Genomic DNA, 21,225 nt, shown 5'->3' on the forward strand with positions numbered 1-21,225 from the left:
GGTGACGTCATCCAACATCCAATGCGAGCAGGTCCTCTTCGGTTTCCCGCCGGACGATCAGGCGCGCCTGGCCGTCGCGTACCGCGACCACCGGTGGCCGGGGCACGTGGTTGTAGTTGCTGGCCATGCTCCGGCAGTAGGCACCGGTGCCGGGCACCGCGACAAGATCTCCGGCCTGCACGTCGGCGGGCAGGAATTCATCCTTCACCACGATGTCCCCGGACTCACAGTGCTTTCCCACCACGCGGGCGAGCAACGGCTGCGCGGTCGAGGCCCGCGAGGCCAGCGTCGCCGAGTAGGACGCGTCGTACAGGGCGGTACGGATGTTGTCGCTCATCCCGCCGTCGACGCTGACGAACGTCCGGATGCCGTCGAGTTCCTTGACCGTGCCGACCTCGTAGAGGGTGAACACGGCCGGCCCGACGATGGCCCGCCCCGGCTCGATCGACAGGTGCGGCACGGCCAGGTTCTCCGCCGCGCACTCCGAGTCGACGATCTTGCGGAGGCGCTTGGCCAGGTCCTGTGGTGTCGCCGGGTCGTCCTGGGAGGTGTACGCGATGCCGAAGCCGCCGCCGAGGTCCAGCTCGGGCAGCTCCACCCCGCGCGCGTCGCGGATCTGCGCCTGGAGGGCGAGCACCCGGCGGGCCGAGACCTCGAAGCCACTGGCATCGAAGATCTGCGAGCCGATGTGCGAGTGCAGACCGCGCAGCTCCAGCACACCCTCGTCGAGGATCTTGAACGCGGCGTTCGCGGCGGCGCCGCCGGCCAGCGAGAAGCCGAACTTCTGGTCCTCGTGGGCGGTGGCGATGAACTCGTGGGTGTGCGCCTCGACGCCGACCGTGACCCGGACCAGCACCCGCGGCCGGACCCCCCGCTCGCGGGCCAGCGCGGTCAGCCGGTCGATCTCGGTGAACGAGTCGACGATGATCCGTCCCACCCCGGCGTCCAGCGCACGGGACAGCTCGGCGACCGACTTGTTGTTGCCGTGGAAGCCGATCCGCTCCGGCGGCATACCGGCCGACAACGCGGTGGCCAACTCACCTCCGGTGCAGACGTCCAGGTGCAGGCCCTCCTCGGCGATCATCCGGACCACCGCCCGGCAGAGGAACGCCTTGCCCGCGTAGAAGATGTCCTCGGTCGGGAAGGCCGCCCGGAAGTCGCGGCAGCGCGAGCGCAGGTCGGCCTCGTCCAGGACGTACACCGGGGTGCCGAACTCGGCCGCGATGTCGCGGACGCTCAGGCCCGCGACGGCGACCGCGCCGTCGGCCTCCCGCGTCACGCTGCGCGGCCACAGCGCCGGCATCAGGGCGTTGACGTCCTCGGGGGTACGCAGCCACGCCGGCCCCTGGTTGCTGATGTCCGCGTGCAGCGCACCAGCCTCATGAGCCCGCATGTCACATCCTCTCGGGAGCGGAGACGCCGAGCAGGTGCAGGCCGTTGGCGATCACCGTGCGGGTGGCGTTGTTGAGCCACAGCCGGGCACGGTGCAGGTCGGTGACCTCCTCGTCGCCCAGCGGCAGCACGCGGCAGTTGTCGTAGAACCGGTGGTAGGAGGCGGCGACGCTCTCCTCCAGGTAACGGGCCACCCGGTGCGGCTCCCGCAGCTCGGCGGCCGTGGCCACCACCGCGGGGAACTCGGCGAGCGCCTTGAGCAGCTCGTTCTCCTTCTCGTGGTCGAGCAGCTCGGGACGGAACGCGTCCCCGTCGCCCGGGACCAGCCCCACCTCGGCGGCGTTGCGAGCCACGCCCGCGGTCCGGGCCGCCACGTACTGCACGTAGTAGACCGGGTTGTCGCGCGTCGCCCTGGTCCACAGTTCGATATCGATGTCGATCGGGGAGTCGCTGGAGTAGCGGGCCAACGCGTACCGGGAGGCGTCCACGCCGATCGCCTCGACCAGGTCCTCCAGGGTGATCACGGTGCCGGCCCGCTTGCTCATCCGCATCGGGGCGCCGTCGCGCAGCAGGTTGACCAGCTGCCCGATGAGGATCTCCAGGTTGCGCTCCGGGTCGTCGCCGAAGCAGGCGGCCATCGCCTTCATCCGACCGATGTAGCCGTGGTGGTCGGCACCCAGCATGATCACGACCCGCTCGAAGCCGCGCTCACGCTTGTCCAGGTAGTAGGCGCAGTCCGCGGCGAAGTACGTCCACTCGCCGTTGGACTTGCGCAGCACCCGGTCCTTGTCGTCACCGAAGTCGGTGGTGCGCAGCCAGGTCGCGCCCTCGGACTCGTAGAGGTGCCCCTGCTGGCGCAGCCGGTTCAACGCGAGGTCCAACTCACCCCGGTCGTGCAGGTCCTTCTCGTTGAAGTAGGTGTCGAACTCCACCCCGAAGTCACGCAGCGAGGAGCGGATCTCGTCGAACATCAGCGCGACGCCCTCGACCCGGAAGACCTCCTGGGCGGCGTCGTCGTCGAGGGTCCGCACCTCCGGCCGGCGGGACTGCACCTCGGTGGCGATTTCGGCGATGTACGCCCCGCCGTAGCCGTCCTCCGGCGCCGGCTCACCCTTGGCTGCGGCGAGCAGCGACCTGGCGAACCGGTCGATCTGCGAACCCGCGTCGTTGAAGTAGTACTCCGTGCCGACGTCGGCGCCGGTGGCCCGCAGCAGCCGGCTCAGCGCGTCGCCGACGGCAGCCCAGCGGACCCCGCCGATGTGCACCGGCCCGGTCGGGTTGGCCGAGACGAACTCCAGGTTGATCTTCTCGCCGGCCAGCCGGTCACTGCGCCCGTACTCCGCGCCGGCCTCGACGATCACCCGGGCGAGCTGACCGGCCGCAGCCGCGTCGAGCCGGATGTTCAGGAAGCCCGGCCCGGCGATTTCGACCGATTTGACGCCCGATGCCCGGCCCAGTTCGTCGGCCAGGGCCGCCGCCAGCTCCCGAGGCGGGACGCCCACCTTCTTGCTCAACTGCAGCGCGAGCGTCGAGGCGTAGTCGCCGTGCTCGGGGTTGCGCGGTCGCTCCACCACGGTGCTCGCCGGCAACGCGGCGCGGTCCAGCCCACGCTGCTCGAAGACGGCGTGGGCGGCGGCGAGGACGACCGAGGCTAGTTCTGCAGGAGTCACCCAACCATGTTATCGGGGGTAGACTCGGGCACTCGGCGGCTCCCCTGCGCGTCATCCGGCCCGCCACTCCCCTGACCGACCGACTTGACGAGGCACGATGAGCATCAGCACCCCGGGTGGCCCTGAGCGCCGCCCGACCGTGGTCAGCACCGGCAAGAAGCCGGCCGCCGGCCGGCCCGCCGCCGGCGCCAAGGCCGGTTCCGGCAAGCCGACGGGCAAGCCGGCGGGCTCCCCCCGGGCAGGTGGCAAGGGCCCTCGTAAGCCGGTCACCCCGGTCAAGGTGAGCCAGGGCCGCGCCTGGGGCCCGATCGCGCTCTTCGTCGCGGTGGGCGTCCTCGCGGCCGGCATCATCGGCTACGGCGCCTGGGCGTCGTTCCAGGGCTCCAAGCCGTGGGACAAGCGGGCCAACGCCATCGACGGCATCGCCAACATCCGCAAGTCCGACCCGGACAGCCTGAAGTACGAGTCGCACAAGTCGGGCCCGCTGACCTGGAACTACTCGCCGCCCGTGGGTGGGGTGCACAACGCCGCCTGGCAGAACTGCATGGGCGACGTCTACGACGCCCCGATCGCCAACGAGCACGCGGTGCACAGCCTGGAGCACGGCGCCGTGTGGATCACCTACCGGCCCGACCTCCCCAAGGACCAGGTCGACAAGCTCGCCGGCAAGGTCCGCGGCGTCGAGAAGACGCTGATGAGCCCGTACGAGGGCCTGGACAAGCCGATCTCGCTGCAGGCCTGGGGCTACCAGCTCAAGGTCGACAACGCCGACGACTCGCGGATCGACGAGTTCATCAAGGACCTGCGGGTGAACGCCTCCGTCGAGGGCCCGACGGCGCTCTGCAACACGGGTATCACCGCCACCGGCACCACGCCGCGTGAGCTCCAGCAGCAGCCCACTCAGTAAGGACGGCGATGACTGCCCCCGCCACCACCGACAACGAGTACGACGACACCCCGGCCGTCCCGGACGAGGACGGCCGGGCGCCGGCGTCGCGCTACGGCGTGCTGGCGCTCGCCGTCATGGTGGTGGTGGGGTTGCTCCTCGGGTACGCGGGCGGTCTGCTCACCCCGCGCCTCACCCGACCCGGTGACGCGTCGGTCGAGGCGGGCTTCGCCCGGGACATGACGACCCACCACGCGCAGGCGGTGGAGATGAGCCTGATCGCGTACCGGTCGGCCACCCTCCCCGAAGTGCGGCAGATCGCCGTCGACATCGCCACCGGGCAGCAGGGCGAGATCGGCGCCATGCAGACCTGGCTGCGCGAATGGGACCTGAGCCCCACCGGGTCGCAGCCACCCATGTCGTGGATGTCCGACGGAGCCACTGTCAAGAACGGGCTGATGCCCGGGATGGCCACCCCGCAGCAGATGACCGCCCTGCGCGACGCCAAGGGCATCGAGGTCGACCGGCAGTTCCTGGCCCTGATGTACGACCACCACCTCGGCGGCATCCACATGATCGACGCGGCCCTCGGCGAGACCGACAACGACGAGGTGCTGCGGGTGGCTCGGACGATGAAGGCCACCCAGCAGACCGAGCTGAACAACCTCCGGCAGCTCCAGGCGCAGGCCAAGGGCTGACCGACCCACGGGCACACCGGGCCCGCGTCTCCGCCACACGAAGGCGGGACGCGGGCCCGCCCCGTACCACCCCCGCCCATGCCCGGCCCCGCCCACGCCCTCGGCCCACGCCCGGCCCACGCCAAGTCCAGCCCATGCCCGGCCCACGCCCACGCCCGGCCCACGCCCGGCCCGGCCCACGCCCAAGTCCAGCCCACGCCCAGCCGACACGCGGCACCGCCCATGATCGACTCGGGTTTCAGGAAACCGGGCTGTCGACGTGACCGGGACACCCCGACTTCCAGAAACCCGAGTCGATCAACGCGCGCACCGGCCAGCTTGCGCCTCACCCCGGCCAATCGGGCCTGCCCGCCACCCGGACGTGCCGACCTTCCCCGCCACCTCGCCACCTCGCCACCTCGCCACCTCGCCACCTCGCCACCTCGCCACCTCGCCACCTCGCCACCTCGCCACCTCGCCGATGATCGACTCGACTTTCAGAAAGCCGGGCTGTCAAGGCGACCGTGACACCCCAACTTTCAGGAACCCGAGTCGATCAACGGGCACGCCCGCCTGCATGCGCCCCGGACACCACCCGCCTTCCGAACTCCCCCACGGCCCGAACTTCCCGGCCACCCGGCCACCCGGCCACCCGGTCACCCGGCCACCCGGCCACCCGGCCACCCGGCCACCCGGCGGATGATCGACTCGGGTTTCAGGAAACTGGGGTGTCGACATGAGCGGGACAGCCCGACTTCTTGAAACCCGAGTCGATCAAGGCGCGCGAACACTGACTCGCGCCCTGAAAGCAACCATTTGTCCGTTGTGGGGGAATCGCGAGGCACGGGCGATTACGTTGCTTAGAGAGTTTTCTCCGCACATATCGTGACCAGTTGCGATTCGGGCTCGTTGCCCAAGACGTGGGGGTTGCACTCAGAGACGCACGGCGTTCGGTCACCAGCTGGTGCCGACGCCACACCATTGGCGGTGACGGGGCGGTGGCAGCCGTCCGTCGCGGACAGCGGCAGGGCGAGCCGGGAATGCTCAGCCGCGAACAGGAACTCGAACTGATCGACACACTGCGGGGCGTCCACCCCGACGAGTTCGGCCTGGACGAGGAGCTGTGGACGCGGCAGAGCCTCACCACGCTCATCCAGCGGCGCTTCGACCTGCCGTTGGACGCTGGCGCGGTCGGGGCGTACCTGCGGGCCTGGGGGTTGGGTCCGCGCGAGCCTCGCGAGCGGGCCTGCGGGCTCTGCGTCAGCGCGGTCGAGCGCTGGGTCCGCAGTGAGTACCCGGCGATCACCCGGGCCGCGCAGGAGCACCTCGCGGAGGTCTACTGGATCGGCCGGGTCCGACTGCGCGGCACCATGCCGGCGGCGGACGTGATCTCCGCGGTCTCGTCCCGTGGCCGGGTGCGCTTCATGATCACCACGCCGACGGTGGACCCGCCGCTCCCCCGCGACTTCGTGCTGCGGCTCAGCGGCGAGGAGCAGCGCACCGTGCACCTGATCGTGGACGGCTCATGGCCGCGCAACGAGTGGCCGCGTCGGCTCCCCCGGCGAATCGTCCTGCACCCGCTACCCAGTTGCGGGCGGGCGATCGCGGCGGCCTGAGCACCGGGTGGGCCGGTTACCGACACGATCGGCTCACCCGATACCGATTCGGCGTACGCGGGGAGGGTTTGCTAGTCTTCTCCAGTCGCTGAGCCCCCGTAGCTCAGGGGATAGAGCACCGCCCTCCGGAGGCGGGGGCGCAGGTTCGAATCCTGCCGGGGGCACCACTGCTCGAGCAACACAGAAAGGCCTCTGACCAGGAAACCAGGTCAGAGGCCATTTTCGTGTTCCCGACCGTCCGGGCCCGCCGGAGACCCGATCGCTGCCGGCTGTCAGGCCGGCACGGTCCCGTTCAGGTACGCGTTGATGATGTCGATCTCGGCCAGGTTGAAGGTGTCCGGCTGGGCGGCGGCCTGGTTGGAGTTGATGATCCGCTTGAACAGGTTGTAGTGGGCCAATGTCCGGAACCCGATGACGCGGTTGGGGGTGACCAGGAAACCAGTGCCGGAGGTGCTCCAGATGAGATACATCAATCCGTCCTTGGTGAGAACTTCGGGGGGTGATCCGGGTGCCCCGGCGTAGGGCGCGCCCGTGAGGATCGACTCCGGGTCGACCAGCGAGCCGTTGGGGCGGAACACCTCGAGGTGCAGGTGCGGCCCGGTCGAGCGACCGGTCGTGCCGACCACGCCGACCTGCTGCCCGGCGGCGACCTGCGCGCCCGTCCGGACCACGGGAGTGTCCCGCATGTGCCCGTAGAGGCTCTGCCAGCCATCGGCGTGGGTGATGACCACGTAGTTCCCATAACCGCTCGCGCTGTAAGCGGCGCTCGTGACCGTGCCGGCGGCGATCGACCGGATCGGATAGCCGAGGATCCCGGAGTAGCTGTAGTCGGTGCCGGCGTGATACTTCGTCTCGCCGGTGATCGGGTCCGTCCGCGACCCGAACGACGACGTGATCGGGACCCACTTGTCGAACGGGCGGTTCCACCGGGGTGTGGCGCCGTACGCCGCTTCCGCGAGCCACGCCTCCGGGATGACACCGGCGGCGAGTGCGGCCGTGATCACGCCGAGCAGATGACGACGGTTGATGTGCTGCGGCGAGTGCCCGATGTCCACCGCTGCTCCTTCGGCTTGCCGCACAGACGTCCTCGCTCGGAATCGGAACGCGGGTGCTCAACGTTCAACATGGAGCAGTAGCGATGAGCCCGTTCGCGGTAGTGTGGATCTTAAGGTGATCAATGTGTGCCCTGTCAAGACTGTTGCTCCGGGCATCCTTTGCTCTACCGCACGGTGGGTGTCGGCAACCTGCCGTCATCCTGCTGCTTCGGCGTAGCGGCGGGCGAGCCCCGCGAAGGCAGCCTTGAGCTCGGCCGGCCCGATCACCTCGATGTCCGCGTCGAACCTGGCGAGCGCGGCTGCGAGGCCGACCCAGGACCAGGAGCCCTCTACGAGCTTGCAGCGGTCGGGGCCGAGTTCCTCGACAAGCCCGTCGCGGGTGTACGCGGCGACGACGGCGACGGGAAGGCCGAGGATGACCTCGCCCACGCAGGGCCACGCCGAGGTGTCGGTCGAACCTCGGAAGCGGCCCGTGACGTACGTGGCCACGTCTCCCATGGGCAGTTGTCGTGGGGTGAAGCGTGGTCCGGTCGGGGTACGCGGGCTGACCCGGTCACAGCGGAAGGTTCGCCAGTCGTCCCGGTCGAGGTCCCAGGCGACGAGATACCAGCGCCCCTTCCAGGTGACGAGGTGGTGGGGCTCCACGCGGCGGGGCGGCGCGTCGGTGGCGGCGCTCGTCGAGGCGTAGTCGAAGCGCAGAACCTCGTGGGTGTGGACGGCCGCGCCGATGGCTGTCAGCACGGTGCTGTCGACCGGGGAGTCCGGTCCGGTGGCGGGTTGTCCGACGGCGGTGACCTGGAGGGCGTCGATGCGGTGCCGCAGCCGGCTGGGCATGACCTGCCGCATGGTGTTCAGCGCTCGCGCCGCGCCCTCCTGGATGTCCGCCCCGGAGAGGGCTGCCACCTGGAGCGCGACGGCGATGGCGACAGCCTGCACGTCGTCGAACAGCAGCGGTGGCAGTTGGGCGCCCGCGTCGAGCCGGTACCCGCCGTCCGGCCCCTTGAAGGCTGTGATCGGGTAGCCGAGCTCGCGCAGCCGGTCGACGTCGCGTCGCACCGTACGCGGGCTCACGTCCAGCCTCTCGGCCAGAAGGCCGCCCGGCCAGTCACGTCGGGCCTGCAGGAGCGAGAGCAGCGACAGCAGTCTCGCGGAGGTCGTGGCCATGCATCCGAGTCTGCTCCAGGTAGCGGCCACAACCTGACCGCTACCCCTGCCATCGTCGGCGTCGGACCCGGGCAACAGCCACGGGCCACGTCACACGAGGAGCAGCAATGAGCATCAACACCGTCGCGCACATCAACCTTCGGGGCAACGCGCGGGCCGCCCTCGACTTCTACCGGGCCGTCTTCGGCGGGGACCTCGCCGCGGTGACCTACGCCGACGCCCAAAACGTGCAGAACCCGGACGAGGCCGACCAGATCATGTGGGGTCAGGTCACGTCCGCCGAGGGCTTCCAGATCATGGCGTACGACGTGCCGTCGGCCCGGCCGTGGAGCCAGGGCGAGACTCCGTTCTTCGTCTCGGTCCGGGGCAGCGACGCCGACGAGATCACCGGCTACTGGAAGAAGCTGAGCGAGGGCTCGACCATCCTGGTCGACCTCGCGCCCGCCGGCTGGGCTCCCCTCTACGGCATGCTCACCGACCCGTTCGGCGTCACCTGGGTGCTCGACGTCGCCGTCGAGTACAACCCCGCCTGACCACAGGGAACGGCCCACCGCCGATCGCGAGGGATCGGCGGTGGGCCCGGTGCCGCTCAGTGCGCCTCGGCCGGCACCAACCTCAGGTGCGCCTCGGGTGCCGTGCCCGCGTCCGGGCCGCCGGAGTCCGAGCGGCGCTCACGGCGTTTGAGCCACTGGTCGATCACCAGGTTTCCGACGAGCCCGACAGCGCCCCAGATGGCGATGACCAGCAGGTTCTGCCCGACGCCGACGCCGTCGAAATACCGCAGCGATCGGGCGATGTCGACCGCCGCGGGCAGCGGCAGCACGTCCTGGAGGGGGCGGAACACCTCGGGGACCAGGTACACCGACATGCCACCGCCGGAGGCGGGCACGCCGGCCATCATCAGCACCACCATCATCGGGATGATGCCCGCCAGGCCGACGGTGCGGGTGAGCACTCCGGTTGCCAGGGAGACCGAGAAGATGGTCAGGGCGCCGTAGGCGATCGTCTCCAGGGCGTTGCCGCTGATCGCGCCGATGAGGACGTCGAAGAGGAACCACAGCCAGACGGACATGCCGATCGCCCAGCCGCCCAGCAGCGGCAGGAACTGGCGCAAACGGCGCACGTGCGGGGCGCCGCCGCGCAGCACGGCCAGGAACAGGAAACCGGCCATGATCCAGGACATGCCGACGTACATGCTGTTGCTGCCGCCGGTGTCGGTCTCGCTCAGGGGTTGCACGTCGGTGAGCGTGAGCGGGAGGCCCTGGGCCGCGGTGATCGGCTGGAAGATCGCGCGGATCGCGGACTGCTGGCTGGCGTTGGCGGCGGACGCCGAGAAGAGCGTCGCCGGAGCGCCCGGTGCCGACGGCAGGACGAAGGCGGCGACCACCTCGCGGGAGCGGATCTGCTCGGTGGCCTCATCGGCGGTGTCGGCGACGGTCACGTCGAGGATGCCGTCGAGCTGTGCGTTGAGACCGGCAGCGGTCTGCTGAGCCTGCCCCGGGGCGGCGGCGACCACGACGACCGGGATGTCGTGCGGTTGCGGTTTGTGCATGGAGAACCCCATGGCGCCCACGACGACCACGAGGATGGCCAGCGGGAAGCCGGCCGCGGCCACGTACCGGAATCGCTTGGAGCGCGGCGGCCCGCCGGCGAGCGCGGGCGCCTTCGCGTCGGGGTGGCTGATCGGCGGAACGCCGGGGATCATCTTCCCGCTCGCGCTCCGCTCCTTGAGCAGGCAGAGCGCGAGGGCGGCGACGATCCAGACGGCCAGGACGATCAGGTGGGTGCCCAGGCCGTTGCCGTCGAAGTACAGGACCGAGCGCAGTGCCTCACCGGCCGCCGGGAGCGGCAGCACGCCGTGCAGGAACTGGAAGAAGCCGGGCATGTTGTGCACGGACAGGGCAAGGTTCGACGCCGGCATGCCGAACACGACCCAGAGCAGCATGCCGGGCAGCACCGCGAGGGGCCCGATCAGCTTGGAGAGCAGCAGCTGGGCCAGGCCGACGGCCGCGGTGGCGAGCATGCCGACGCCGAGGAAGGTGAGGTAGTGGCCGTCGACGGCACCCACGATGGGCCCGAGGATGAGCCAGATGATCGAGCTGGTGAACGCGGACCAGCCGGCCAGCACGGGCAGGAACCGTCGCAGCCGCAGCAGGTGGGGGACGCCCATCACCATGATGCTCAGTGGCACGTACCCGGCCAGCATCATGCCCATCGCGGCGAACAGGACCGCGATGCCGGCCGAGTCACCGGCGGGTAGCGGTGCGACGTCCTCGGTGGTGGTCTGCCAGCTGTTCTGGAAGGCCACGGGCGCGAGCAACTGCTGGACGGTGGCGTTCTGTGAGGCGCCGGCCGCCGAGGCGGTGAGGATGGTGGCGTTGGCGCTGCCGTCGGTGGGCAGGACGAGCGCGCCGGTGGCTTCCTGGTCGTGCAGCAGGTCGACCGCGTCGTCGCGGGTGGCCACCAGGGTGGCCTCGGTGCTGTCAGCGGCGTTGAGCCCGTCGACGACGGCCTGCGCCGTGGCGCCGCTGCCGACGACCGCGACCGGCATGTCCCGGGGGTGCGGTGAGTGCATGGTCGACATGTAGGTCGCGAACATCATGGTGACCATGAGGAACGGCATCACGAACAGGGCGACCATTCGGATGATCTGTTCCTTGCGGTCCGCGCCGGGCGGGCGGCCGTCCACCACGTCGGCAGCCTCGATCACGGCTTCGGTATCCATGCACGCTCCAGCTCATGTTTGTACGCCAGTTGACTTACAAACTGTAGGCGGCGGATGCCGGGACCGGGAATCCGGCTAGGTTGACCTGAGTCACATCCGGGCGAGGACACGAGGGGGCCGGTCATGAGGCGGTCCGAGGCGGCCCGCACCGCGCTGCTGGACGCGGCGGAGCGGCTGTTCGCCGAGTCGGGAGTCGCCGAGGTCTCCGACCGCAGGGTGGCCGAGGCGGCCGGCAACACCAACCACTCGGCGGTGCGCTACTACTTCGGCGGGCGCGAGGGCCTGCTGAAGGCGCTGATGGCCCGCCACGTGCGCGACGTGGCGGCACAACGCGAGGGAATGCCCCCACCCGAGGACTCCGTCCTCGGCGACATCCGCGGTCTCGTGGAGCCGAGCATGCGGGTCCTCGACCAGCTGCCGCGCCCGAGCTGGCGCGCCCGGTTCCTGGAACACATGCTGCACAACCCCGCCACCCAGCCGATCATGCGGGAAGCCCAGGACACCACGCCACAGGCACTGGAGCTGCGCGAGTCACTGGCCGCGCGGCTACGGCACCTCGACCCGGAGGTGGTCGCCGGCCGGGCGCTCCTGATCACCCGCATCGTCAGCACCACGACGGCCGAGGTCGAGGCGCGCGCCGAACGCAACGGTGAAGACCCGCGATGGCCCGAGGTCGGCGACTTCCTCGTCGACGCCATCACCGGAATGCTCAGCGCCCCCATCAGCCGGCCACGCCGAGCGGAGCGCTGATCGACGGTCGCCGCCCACGGGCTCACCTGGCGACGTACGCCGCCAGGTGCTCGCCGGTGAGGGTGGAGCGACCGGCGACGAGGTCGGCCGGGGTGCCCTCGAAGACGATCCGGCCACCGTCGTGGCCGGCGCCCGGACCGAGGTCGATGATCCAGTCGGCGTGGGCCATGACCGCCTGGTGGTGCTCGATGACGATCACCGACTTGCCGGAGTCGACGAGGCGGTCGAGCAGGCCGAGCAACTGCTCGACGTCGGCCAGGTGCAGGCCGGTGGTCGGCTCGTCGAGGACGTAGACGCCGCCCTTCTCGGCCATGTGGGTGGCCAGCTTGAGCCGCTGCCGCTCGCCGCCGGACAGGGTCGTGAGCGGCTGCCCCAGGCTGAGGTAGCCGAGCCCGACTTCGGCGAGCCGGTCGAGGATGGCGTGCGCGGCGGGTGTACGCGCCTCGCCGGCCCCGAAGAACTTTTCGGCCTCGGTCACCGACATCGCCAGCACCTCACTGATGTCACGACCGCCGAAACGGTATTCCAGCACCGACGCCTGGAACCGCTTGCCCTCGCAGTCCTCGCAGGGAGCGGCGACGCCGGCCATCATCCCCAGGTCGGTGTAGATGACACCGGCACCGTTGCAGCTCGGGCAGGCACCCTCGGAGTTGGCGCTGAACAGCGCCGGCTTCACACCGTTGGCCTTCGCGAACGCCTTACGGATCGGGTCCAACAGCCCGGTGTACGTGGCCGGGTTGCTCCGCCGTGAGCCCCGGATCGCGCCCTGGTCGATCGACACCACTCCCGCTCCGGCGGGGATCGACGCGTGCACCAGGGAGCTCTTGCCGGAGCCGGCGACGCCGGTGACGACGACGAGCACGCCGAGCGGCACGTCGACGTCGACGTCGCGCAGGTTGTTGGCCGTCGCGCCACGGATCTCCAGCTTGCCGGTGGGCGTGCGGACCATCTCCTTGAGGGTCGCCCGGTCGTCGAGGTGGCGGCCGGTGATGGTGCCGCTGGCGCGCAGACCCTCCAGGGTGCCCTCGTAGCAGACGGTCCCGCCGTCCGTGCCGGCGCCGGGACCGAGATCGACGATGTGGTCGGCGATGGCGATGGCCTCCGGCTTGTGCTCCACGACCAGCACGGTGTTGCCCTTGTCGCGCAGTTGGAGCAGCAGCTCGTTCATCCGCTGGATGTCGTGCGGGTGCAGCCCGATCGTCGGCTCGTCGAAGACGTAGGTGACGTCGGTGAGCGAGGAGCCCAGGTGGCGGATCATCTTGGTGCGCTGCGCCTCGCCACCGGAGAGGGTGCCCGACGGCCGGTCGAGGGACAGGTAACCCAGGCCGATCTCCTCGAACGAGTCCAGGAGGTGTTGCAGCCCCGTCAGCAACGGGGTCACCGACGGCTCCTTGATCCCGCGTACCCAGGCGGCCAGGTCACTGATCTGCATCGCGCAGGCGTCGGCGATGTTCTTTCCCTTGATCTTCGACGACAGGGCCTCCTTGCTGAGCCGGGTGCCGGCACAGTCGGGGCACGTCGTGAAGGTCACCGCCCGCTCCACGAAGGCGCGGATGTGTGGCTGCAACGCGTCGACGTCCTTGGAGAGGAAGGACTTCTGGATCGACGGGATCAGACCCGCGTACGTCAGGTTGATGCCGTCGACCTTGATCTTGGTCGGCTCCCGGTGGAGCAGGTCGTGCTGCTCCCGCTTGGTGAACTTGCCGATCGGCTTGTCCGGGTCGAAGTAGCCGCAGCCACGGAAGATCCGGCCGTACCAGCCCTCCATGCTGTAACCGGGGATCGTGATCGCGCCCTCGTTGAGCGAGAGGCTGTCGTCGTACAGCGCCGACAGGTCGATGTCGGTGACCGCGCCCATGCCCTCGCACCGCGGACACATGCCGCCGAGACGGGTGAAGGTCGCCTTCTCGGTCTTCGTCCTGCCAGCGCCACGCTCGACGGTGATCGCACCGGTCGCCTTCACCGAGGGGACATTGAAGGAGTACGCGTTGGGCGAGCCGATCTGCGGCTGCCCGAGCCGGCTGAACAGGATGCGCAGCATCGCGTTGGCGTCGGTGGCGGTGCCGACGGTGGACCGCGAGTTGGCGCCCATCCGCTCCTGGTCCACGATGATCGCCGTGGTCAGGCCGTCCAGCAGGTCGACCTCGGGCCGCGCCAACGTCGGCATGAAACCCTGCACGAACGCGCTGTACGTCTCGTTGATCATCCGCTGCGACTCGGCGGCGATGGTGCCGAACACCAGCGAGCTCTTGCCGGAGCCGGAGACACCCGTGAACACCGTCAGCCGCCGCTTCGGGATCTCGACACTGACGTCCTTGAGGTTGTTGACGCGCGCGCCCTGCACCCGGATCAGGTCGTGGCTGTCGGCAACGTGCGGCGCGGACGGCTGGGTGGCCGTGCTCATCGTGTCTCCATCTGTCGGGCGGGACGACTCAGCGCACTTGCTGGATGCGGATCATATTGCCGGCGGGGTCGCGGAAGGCGCAGTCGCGCACACCGTACGGCTGCTCGGTCGGCTCCTGGACGACCTCGGCGTCGCTGGCCTCCAGCTTCGCGAACGTGGCGTCCAGATCGGTGGTGGCGAGGTTGACACCGAAGTAGCTGCCCTTGGCCATCAGCTCAAGGATGGTCTGCCGCTCGGCGTCCGTGATGCCCGGGTTGGCGGCCGGCGGGTGCAGGACGATGGCTGTGCTGGGCTGGCCGACCGGCCCGACAGTGATCCAGCGCATCCCCTCGTACCCGACGTCGAGGCGGACCTCGAAGCCGAGGATGTCGCGGTAGAAGGCCAGGGAGGCGTCCGGATCGGTGTGCGGAAGGAAGCTGGAGTGAATGGTGATGTCCATGGCCGTCACGCTAGTTGCGGCTCCGTGACCCGCGCTTCTCGATTCCTGATCGGTCTGGTCACCTGCTTCGCCACGCACGACGGCATCCCCGCCGTCGCCTGCGCCGCCTGACGGCGGTAGACGCTGGGCGGCGCGCCGACCAGCTCGGTGAAGCGGGTGCTGAAGGTGCCCAGCGACGAACAGCCCACCGCGAAACAGACATCGGTGACGCTCAGGTCGCCACGACGCAGCAGCGCCATGGCCCGCTCGATCCGTCGTGTCATGAGGTAGCTGTATGGGGATTCGCCATAGGCGAGCCGGAACTCGCGGCTGAGGTGCCCCGCCGACATGTGCGCGCCACGGGCGAGCGCCTCGACGTCCAGCGGAGACGCGTACTCCCGGTCGATCCGGTCGCGGACCCGGCGCAGCCGCGCCAGGTCGCCCAGTCGCTGGGTCGCGTCGGGTTTGCTGCTCACCTGGGAAATCGTGCCACAACCCACCGACAATCAGCCGGCCGCCGGGCGCGAGCGAGGGCCGACGAACCTGGTCAGCCGGCCTCCCGGCGGGCACGGGCCCGGCGCTTCCCCTCGTGCATGGCCTGCACCCGGGCGACCGGGATGGTCCGGCCCTCGGCGACCAGGTCTGCGGGGAGCGGCTGCGGGGCCGGCATCAGCGCGGCCCAGGGATCGCCGTCGGCGACCAGCGACGGCACCGTCCGGATGGTGAAGTCGGCGGAGGTCACCTCGGTCAGGTCGGCCCAGTCGACCGGGAAGGAGACCGGCATCCCGGGGCGCAGTCGAGGGCTGTACGCGGCGGCCACGGTGGCCCCGCCCGCGCGGGTGGCGTCCACGAAGACGCGGCCACCCCGGTCCTCCTTGATGTACGCCGTCGTCGCCAGCGCCGGGTCGAGCCGCTCGGCGCGGACGGCGAGCGCCCGGGTGGCGGCGGCCAACTCCTCCGCCGTGGGTTCGTCGGCCACCGGGACGAACACGTGCACGCCCTTGGCCCCGCTGGTCTTGACGGCGCCGGCGAGGCCGGAGTCGGCGAGCGCCTGGCGGACCAGCAGAGCGGCGGCGACCGCCGCGCGGAACCCGTCGCCCTCCGGCGGGTCCAGGTCGAGCACCAGGTGGGTCGGGCGGTGCGGGTCCGCCGCGGTGGCCAGCGTCGGGTGGTACTCCACCGCCCGCTGGTTGGCGAACCAGAGCAGGGTACGGCGGTCGTCGCAGAGGGCGTACGAGATCTCGCGGTGCGACGCCTCCGCCCAGACCGGCACCCGGCGGACCCAGTCCGGCGTGTAGCGGGGCAGGTTCTTCTGCATGAACGGTGGCTGGCCGGGGCGGACCCTGATCACCGACAGCGGGCGGCCCCGCAGTTGCGCGAGGATCGGGTCGTGGACCGCGTCGAGGTAGTCGACCAGATCACGCTTCGTCGCGTCGTCGCGGTCGGACAACGGCTGGTCCAGGTTGGTCAGGGCCACGCCGTCCCGGGTCTCGTCAGCCTCGCTCACCCGACCACCCTCCCGGCCTGAGTGCCGTCGGTCAACCGGACGCGGCGCTTCGGTGCGGATCGTTTCCGGCCCCTGCGCCGACCGGGTCCGACGGACCGGCGTGGGGCGCGGCGCCGGCCGGGTGTCGGGGCAGTGTCGTCACCGCGACCAGCAGCGCGGCGACCACCAGACCGGCGGCCACGGCGAACGCGGTCCGGTAGCCGCCGGCGAGCGCTGCCGCCTCGGCCCAGCCGGAAGCCCGCAGAGCGTCGCTGCGAGCGGCGGCCAGGGTGGCCAGCACGGCCAGGCCGACCGCGCCGCCGACCTGCTGGGTGGTGTTGGCGAGGCCGGAGGCGAGCCCGGCGTCCGTATCGGTCGCGCCGGCCATCGCGAGGGTGGTGACCGCCGGCAGCGTCAGGCCGCCGGCCACCCCGAAGACGAGCATGGCGGGGAGTACGTCCGCGGTGTAGCCGCCGTCGGCGGGCAGCCGGGCGAGCAGCAGGAACCCGACGGTCGCCAGGCCGAGCCCGGCCAGGAGCACGCTCCGGGCACCCCAGCGGGCGATCAGCCGACCGGCGAAGCCGAGCGACACCACCGCGATCACCACCGGGGTGGGCAGGAACGCCCAGCCGGTGGCCGACGCGTCCAGCCCGAGCACCAGTTGCAGCTCCACGGCGAGCAGGAACTGGAAGCCGAAGTACGCGGCGACCATGAGGAACTGCACAGTGTTCGCCGCGACCAGGCCCGGTACGCGCAGCACCCGGGCCGGCAGCAGCGGGACGGTCGCCACCCGCTGACGTACGGCGAACCCACCGAGCAGCAGCACCGCGAGCACCGCCGTACCGAGGGTGCGTGGGCTGGTCCAGCCGTGCTCGGCGGTGCCCACGATGCCCAGCACGGCGACCATGAGTCCGGCGGTGGCAAGCAGCGCGCCGGGCACGTCCAGGCCGGACCGCAGGCCGATGCCCCGTTCGGCGGGGAGCCGGCGGACGGCGGCGAGCAGGATGGCCGCCCCGATCGGCAGGTTGACCAGGAAGATCGACCGCCAGCCGGCAGCCTCGGTGAGCACCCCACCGGCGACCGTGCCGACCGACGCGCCGGCCGCCCCGGTGAAGCTGAACACTGCGATCGCACGGGCCCGCTCGGCCGCCTCGGGGTAGAGCCGGACGATCATGCCGAGGCTGACAGCCATGGCGAGCGCGCCGCCGACGCCCTGCCCGAAGCGCGCGGCGACCAGCAGCGCCGGCCCGGTCGCGACCGCGCAGGCCAGCGAGGCCACTGTGAACAGCGTGATGCCGGCCAGGAAGACCCGCCGCCGGCCGAGCAGGTCGCCGAGGCGGCCGGCGAGCAGCAGCAGACCGCCGAACGCGACCAGGTAGGCGTTGACCACCCACGCCAGGCCGGCGGCGGTGAAGCCCAGGTCGCGTTGCACGGCGGGCAGTGCCACAGCGACCACGCTGCCGTCCAGGATGATCATCAGGCTGCCGGCGCAGAGCACCAGCAGCGCTGGCCAGCGGGACGGGACGACACGGTCCATGGAACCCCTCCTTGGTGCACGGTTTGTTACCGAGGTCATCGTCTGTGACCATGAACCGGAGCGGAAGGAGGCACTTTGATGTCCCAGAGGAACAGCGATGTGTCCGCGCTGGTCGAGGCCGAGCTGACCTGCGCGGCCGAGAACGTGCCGTTCACCCCGGGTCAGGCCCGGGCGTGCACCGTCCGCGAGGTGCTCGACCGGGTCGGCGGCAAGTGGAGCATCGGCATCCTGGTGGCCGCCTCGCACGGGCCGGTGCGCTTCACCGAGCTGGAGCGGAACGTCGAGGGGATCAGTCGGCGGATGCTCACGCTCACGCTGCGCAACCTCGAACGGGACGGCCTGCTGCACCGCACTGTCTATCCGACCGTCCCGCCCAAGGTCGAGTACACGGCGACCCCGATGGCGTTGGAGCTCTACGAGTCGCTGGTGGCACTCACGAGCTGGGCCGAGCGGCACCGCCGGGCCATCGCCGAGGCGCGGACCAGGTACGACACCGAGCACGGCGGATAAACCCGACCGTCGTGTGGTGAACGCCACCGCTTCCCTCTGACCGATCGGTCAGGGTCTGACCGATCGGTCAGGCATGCTGGTTTGCGGGAGGTGGACCGACCATGGTCAGAGCGGTGTCCGACACGCACGGTGAGATTCTCGCTGCGGCGGCTCGGCAGTTCACGGTGACCGGCTACCGGGGCACCTCCCTGCAGGACATCGCCCGTGAGGTCGGCTGCTCCAAGGCCACCGTGCTCTACCACTTCGCCAACAAGGAAGCCCTGCTCGCCGAGCTGATGGCTCCGGCGATCGGCGTACTGCGGGACCTCGACGACCGCCTCACCGGCCTGACCGGAGCGGCCGCGCAGGAGGTCGCCGCACAGGGCTTCGTCGACCTCGCGGTCCGGTTCCGGCGGGAGATCGCCGTGCTGCGCGGCGAGTTCCCGGAGCTGCTGTGCCAGCCGGCCTTCGCGCACATCCAGCAGATCTCCGACCGGCTGCGGGACGCGTTGGCCGGGCACTCCGAACGGCCCGGTGCGCGGATCGCCGCGCTGGTGCTGCTCGCCGGGATCTCCGAGGCGTGCGGCGAGTTCGCCGACATCACCGACGACGACCTGCGCTCCGCCCTGCTCACCCTCGTCCGGCGGGCCGTCGAACCCGTCGACGCACCCCTGCCCCAACAACCCACGACCGAGGACAAGGACTCCTGATGGCCACCCTGCTCTACCGGCTCGGCCGGGGCGCGTTGCGCCGGCGACGGCTCGTCGTCGCGCTCTGGCTCGTCGTACTCGTCATCGCCGGCCTGGCCGCGGCGACCCTGCGCGGCCCGACGGCGAGCAACTTCACCATGCCCGGCACCGAGAGCCAGCGCGCGCTCGACCTGCTCAGCGAGCAGTTTCCCGCGGCCAGCGGCGCCACCGGCACCATCGCGGTCAAGGCGCCGGCCGACGGTCAACTGGCCACCCCCGAGGGGCAGGCCGTGGTGCAGGAGCTGGTCCAGGAGGCCTCGACACTGCCCGGCGTGGTCGGCGCAGTCAACCCGTTCCAGGTCGGCGCGGTCTCGCCCAACGGCCGGTACGCGCTGGTCCAGGTCCAGTTCGCCACCGGCGGCGACGAGGTGACCGACGAGCAGCGCACCGCGTACGAGGAGGTCGGCGCCGCCGTCGAGGCGAAGGGTTGGCAGGTCGCCCCGGGCGGCGAGGTGCTGGGTGGTGAGCCGGAGATCGGCTCCACCGAGGCGCTCGGCGTACTGGTCGCCGCGATCGTCCTGATCATCACGTTCGGTTCACTGGTCGCCGCTGGCATGACCATGCTCAACGCGCTGATCGGCGTGGGCGTCGGCATGGCCGGTCTGTTCGCGCTGAGCGGCGTCATCGAGTTGACCAGCACCGCACCGATCCTGGCGCTGATGCTCGGCCTCGCCGTCGGCATCGACTACTCGTTGTTCATCACCTCCCGGCACCGACAGAACCTGCTCGAAGGCCTGTCCCCGGAGGAGGCGGTCGGCCGCGCGGTGGGCACCGCCGGTTCCGCCGTGGTCTTCGCGGGCGCCACAGTGGTCATCGCCCTCGCCGGCCTGGCCGTGGTGAACATCCCGTTCCTCACCGTGATGGGTCTCGCCGCCGCCGGCACCGTCACCATCGCCGTGCTCGTGGCGATCACCCTCCAGCCCGCACTGCTCGGCTTCGCCGGCAACCGGGTGCTGCCGCGCCGGCTGCGTTCCACGGTCGACGCCGCCGCACCGGGCGAGCCGGTGGGCGAAGAGACGTTGCCGGCCGAGGACCGCTCCGGGTTCGGCTTCCGCTGGGCGCGGTTCGTCATCCGCTTCCGGGTGCCGGTCATCCTGGTCTCGCTGCTCGGCCTGGGCCTGCTCGCGCTGCCCACGCCGGACATGCGGCTGGCCCTGCCGGACGCCAGCACGGCGACGGTGGGCTCACCGGCCCGGGTGGCGAGCGACCTGACCACCGAGGGCTTCGGTCCAGGCTTCACCGGCCGGCTCGCGGTGGTCGTGGCGGGCGACGACGCGCAGGCGACCGCGGCCGCAGTGCCGCAGGTGACCGCGATGATCCAGCGCACCGAGAACGTCCTCGCGGTGGCACCGCCGCAGCTGAGCCCGGACGGTCGGACCGCGCTGCTCGGCGTGGTGCCGAAGACCGGCCCGACCGACGAGGCCACCGAGACCCTGGTGCACGACGTCCGCGACGCGGTCGGCGGGGTCCAGGGCGTCGAGGTGCTGCTCACCGGCGCCACCGCGATCGGGATCGACGTCTCGGAGAAGCTCTCCGACGCGCTGCCGATCTACCTGCTGCTGGTCGTCGGGCTCTCGGTGCTGCTGCTGATGCTGGTGTTCCGCTCGCTGCTGGTGCCGCTCAAGGCGGCGCTGGGCTTCCTGCTCACCGTGGCCGCCACGTTCGGCATCACGGTGGCGATCTTCCAGCAGGGTCACCTCGCCAACCTGGTCGGCCTGGACACCCCGGCCCCGCTGGTCAGCTTCCTGCCCATCCTGCTGATCGGCATCCTGTTCGGGCTGGCCATGGACTACGAGGTGTTCCTGGTCTCCCGGATGCGGGAGGACTTCGTGCACGGCGACACCGCGCGCGAGGCCACGATCAGCGGCATGGGCCACGGTGCCCGGGTGGTCACCGCCGCCGCTCTGATCATGATGTCCGTCTTCGGCGGCTTCGTGTTCCTCGAAGACCCGATCATCAAGTCGATGGGCTTCGCGCTCGCCATCGGCGTGGCCATCGACGCGTTCGTGGTCCGGATGACCATCGTGCCGGCGGTGATGTCCCTGCTCGGCGACCGCGCCTGGTGGCTCCCCCGCTGGCTCAACCGCGCCCTGCCCAACGTGGACATCGAGGGCGAGGGCCTGCGCGAGCACCTGGAGGACCGGACCCCCACGCGGGTCTGAGGCCCGCTCGGTCGATCATGGAGTTGTGGTGTCCGCCGTGCCCCG

At 70.8% G+C, this 21,225-nt stretch carries 18 protein-coding genes and 1 tRNA gene; 9 read left to right on the forward strand and 10 right to left on the reverse strand.

The window, feature by feature from the left end:
- Positions 1-7 precede the first annotated feature (7 nt).
- Together lysA and argS are read right to left on the reverse strand one after the other, a co-directional pair.
- Positions 8-1,393 (reverse strand): diaminopimelate decarboxylase, encoded by a 1,386-nt coding sequence (gene lysA, locus HNR22_RS14045; protein ID WP_179780758.1) that lies wholly within the window; start codon positions 1,391-1,393, stop codon positions 8-10.
- Position 1,394: 1 nt separating this feature from the next.
- Positions 1,395-3,062, reverse strand: coding sequence for an arginine--tRNA ligase (gene argS / locus HNR22_RS14050; protein WP_179780759.1), 1,668 nt, complete (start codon positions 3,060-3,062; stop codon positions 1,395-1,397).
- Positions 3,063-3,159: 97 nt separating this feature from the next.
- On the opposite strand from argS, the gene HNR22_RS14055 reads away from it, so the two are divergent.
- The 4 genes from HNR22_RS14055 (at position 3,160) to HNR22_RS14070 (ending at position 6,408) form a co-directional block, all read left to right on the forward strand.
- Positions 3,160-3,969: a thioredoxin-like domain-containing protein gene (locus tag HNR22_RS14055; protein ID WP_141910951.1), complete on the forward strand. Its 810-nt coding sequence runs from the start codon at positions 3,160-3,162 to the stop codon at positions 3,967-3,969.
- Between the two features lie 8 nt (positions 3,970-3,977).
- A complete protein-coding gene (locus tag HNR22_RS14060; protein ID WP_179780760.1) occupies positions 3,978-4,646 on the forward strand; it encodes a DUF305 domain-containing protein in 669 nt (222 codons plus the stop codon).
- 899 nt (positions 4,647-5,545) lie between these two features.
- Entirely contained in the window at positions 5,546-6,241 is a 696-nt protein-coding gene (locus tag HNR22_RS14065; RefSeq protein ID WP_179780761.1) for a winged helix-turn-helix domain-containing protein, read from the forward strand.
- Positions 6,242-6,333: 92 nt separating this feature from the next.
- Positions 6,334-6,408 (forward strand) — tRNA-Arg (locus HNR22_RS14070).
- Positions 6,409-6,513: 105 nt separating this feature from the next.
- Here the strand turns inward: HNR22_RS14070 and HNR22_RS14075 are convergent.
- The gene (locus HNR22_RS14075; RefSeq protein ID WP_179780762.1) at positions 6,514-7,296 is read right to left on the reverse strand and encodes a peptidoglycan DD-metalloendopeptidase family protein; all 783 of its coding nucleotides are present in this window, start codon (positions 7,294-7,296) and stop codon (positions 6,514-6,516) included.
- A 195-nt stretch (positions 7,297-7,491) separates the two neighbouring features.
- Entirely contained in the window at positions 7,492-8,460 is a 969-nt protein-coding gene (locus tag HNR22_RS14080) for a helix-turn-helix transcriptional regulator (protein ID WP_179780763.1), read from the reverse strand.
- A gap of 107 nt (positions 8,461-8,567) precedes the next feature.
- On the opposite strand from HNR22_RS14080, the gene HNR22_RS14085 reads away from it, so the two are divergent.
- Positions 8,568-8,993, forward strand: coding sequence for a VOC family protein (locus tag HNR22_RS14085; RefSeq protein ID WP_179780764.1), 426 nt, complete (start codon positions 8,568-8,570; stop codon positions 8,991-8,993).
- Positions 8,994-9,049: 56 nt separating this feature from the next.
- Here the strand turns inward: HNR22_RS14085 and HNR22_RS14090 are convergent, their stop codons facing one another.
- A complete protein-coding gene (locus HNR22_RS14090) occupies positions 9,050-11,185 on the reverse strand; it encodes an ABC transporter permease (protein WP_179780765.1) in 2,136 nt (711 codons plus the stop codon).
- A gap of 123 nt (positions 11,186-11,308) precedes the next feature.
- Here HNR22_RS14090 and HNR22_RS14095 point away from each other — a divergent pair, with 123 nt between their 5' ends.
- On the forward strand, positions 11,309-11,935 hold the full coding sequence (locus HNR22_RS14095; protein ID WP_179780766.1) for a TetR/AcrR family transcriptional regulator: 627 nt from the start codon (positions 11,309-11,311) through the stop codon (positions 11,933-11,935).
- Between the two features lie 22 nt (positions 11,936-11,957).
- Here the strand turns inward: HNR22_RS14095 and HNR22_RS14100 are convergent, their stop codons facing one another.
- From HNR22_RS14100 to HNR22_RS14120, 5 genes are all read right to left on the reverse strand, one after another.
- Positions 11,958-14,339, reverse strand: a complete 2,382-nt coding sequence (locus tag HNR22_RS14100; protein WP_179780767.1) for an ATP-binding cassette domain-containing protein — start codon at positions 14,337-14,339, stop codon at positions 11,958-11,960.
- Between the two features lie 28 nt (positions 14,340-14,367).
- The gene (locus tag HNR22_RS14105; RefSeq protein WP_179780768.1) at positions 14,368-14,778 is read right to left on the reverse strand and encodes a VOC family protein; all 411 of its coding nucleotides are present in this window, start codon (positions 14,776-14,778) and stop codon (positions 14,368-14,370) included.
- 5 nt (positions 14,779-14,783) lie between these two features.
- Positions 14,784-15,233, reverse strand: coding sequence for a helix-turn-helix domain-containing protein (locus HNR22_RS14110; RefSeq protein WP_179780769.1), 450 nt, complete (start codon positions 15,231-15,233; stop codon positions 14,784-14,786).
- Positions 15,234-15,304: 71 nt separating this feature from the next.
- A complete protein-coding gene (locus HNR22_RS14115; RefSeq protein WP_179780770.1) occupies positions 15,305-16,264 on the reverse strand; it encodes a non-homologous end-joining DNA ligase LigD in 960 nt (319 codons plus the stop codon).
- 31 nt (positions 16,265-16,295) lie between these two features.
- On the reverse strand, positions 16,296-17,780 hold the full coding sequence (locus HNR22_RS14120; RefSeq protein ID WP_218906400.1) for an MFS transporter: 1,485 nt from the start codon (positions 17,778-17,780) through the stop codon (positions 16,296-16,298).
- A gap of 75 nt (positions 17,781-17,855) precedes the next feature.
- Between HNR22_RS14120 and HNR22_RS14125 the strand changes: the two genes are divergently transcribed.
- From HNR22_RS14125 to HNR22_RS14135, 3 genes are all read left to right on the forward strand, one after another.
- Positions 17,856-18,290, forward strand: a complete 435-nt coding sequence (locus HNR22_RS14125) for a winged helix-turn-helix transcriptional regulator (RefSeq protein WP_246380835.1) — start codon at positions 17,856-17,858, stop codon at positions 18,288-18,290.
- Between the two features lie 101 nt (positions 18,291-18,391).
- Positions 18,392-18,979, forward strand: coding sequence for a TetR/AcrR family transcriptional regulator (locus HNR22_RS14130; protein ID WP_179780772.1), 588 nt, complete (start codon positions 18,392-18,394; stop codon positions 18,977-18,979).
- Positions 18,979-21,180 (forward strand): MMPL family transporter, encoded by a 2,202-nt coding sequence (locus HNR22_RS14135; protein WP_179780773.1) that lies wholly within the window; start codon positions 18,979-18,981, stop codon positions 21,178-21,180. The genes HNR22_RS14130 and HNR22_RS14135 overlap by 1 nt, the downstream gene beginning before the upstream one ends.
- Positions 21,181-21,225: the final 45 nt, after the last annotated feature.

It is taken from the genome of Micromonospora jinlongensis, from assembly GCF_013410645.1.
Classification (GTDB): Bacteria; Actinomycetota; Actinomycetes; order Mycobacteriales; family Micromonosporaceae; genus Micromonospora; species Micromonospora zamorensis.

Bases quoted from the DNA above. Each gene is read 5' to 3' on its own strand.
- HNR22_RS14060 (WP_179780760.1), top strand. From the start codon at position 3,978: ATGACTGCCCCCGCCACCACCGACAACGAGTACGACGACACCCCGGCC.
- HNR22_RS14105 (WP_179780768.1), bottom strand. From the start codon at position 14,778: ATGGACATCACCATTCACTCCAGCTTCCTTCCGCACACCGATCCGGAC.
- HNR22_RS14135 (WP_179780773.1), top strand. From the start codon at position 18,979: ATGGCCACCCTGCTCTACCGGCTCGGCCGGGGCGCGTTGCGCCGGCGA.
- HNR22_RS14080 (WP_179780763.1), bottom strand. From the start codon at position 8,460: ATGGCCACGACCTCCGCGAGACTGCTGTCGCTGCTCTCGCTCCTGCAG.
- HNR22_RS14085 (WP_179780764.1), top strand. From the start codon at position 8,568: ATGAGCATCAACACCGTCGCGCACATCAACCTTCGGGGCAACGCGCGG.
- HNR22_RS14130 (WP_179780772.1), top strand. From the start codon at position 18,392: ATGGTCAGAGCGGTGTCCGACACGCACGGTGAGATTCTCGCTGCGGCG.
- HNR22_RS14100 (WP_179780767.1), bottom strand. From the start codon at position 14,339: ATGAGCACGGCCACCCAGCCGTCCGCGCCGCACGTTGCCGACAGCCAC.
- lysA (WP_179780758.1), bottom strand. From the start codon at position 1,393: ATGCGGGCTCATGAGGCTGGTGCGCTGCACGCGGACATCAGCAACCAG.
- HNR22_RS14120 (WP_218906400.1), bottom strand. From the start codon at position 17,780: ATGGACCGTGTCGTCCCGTCCCGCTGGCCAGCGCTGCTGGTGCTCTGC.
- HNR22_RS14095 (WP_179780766.1), top strand. From the start codon at position 11,309: ATGAGGCGGTCCGAGGCGGCCCGCACCGCGCTGCTGGACGCGGCGGAG.
- HNR22_RS14090 (WP_179780765.1), bottom strand. From the start codon at position 11,185: ATGGATACCGAAGCCGTGATCGAGGCTGCCGACGTGGTGGACGGCCGC.
- HNR22_RS14055 (WP_141910951.1), top strand. From the start codon at position 3,160: ATGAGCATCAGCACCCCGGGTGGCCCTGAGCGCCGCCCGACCGTGGTC.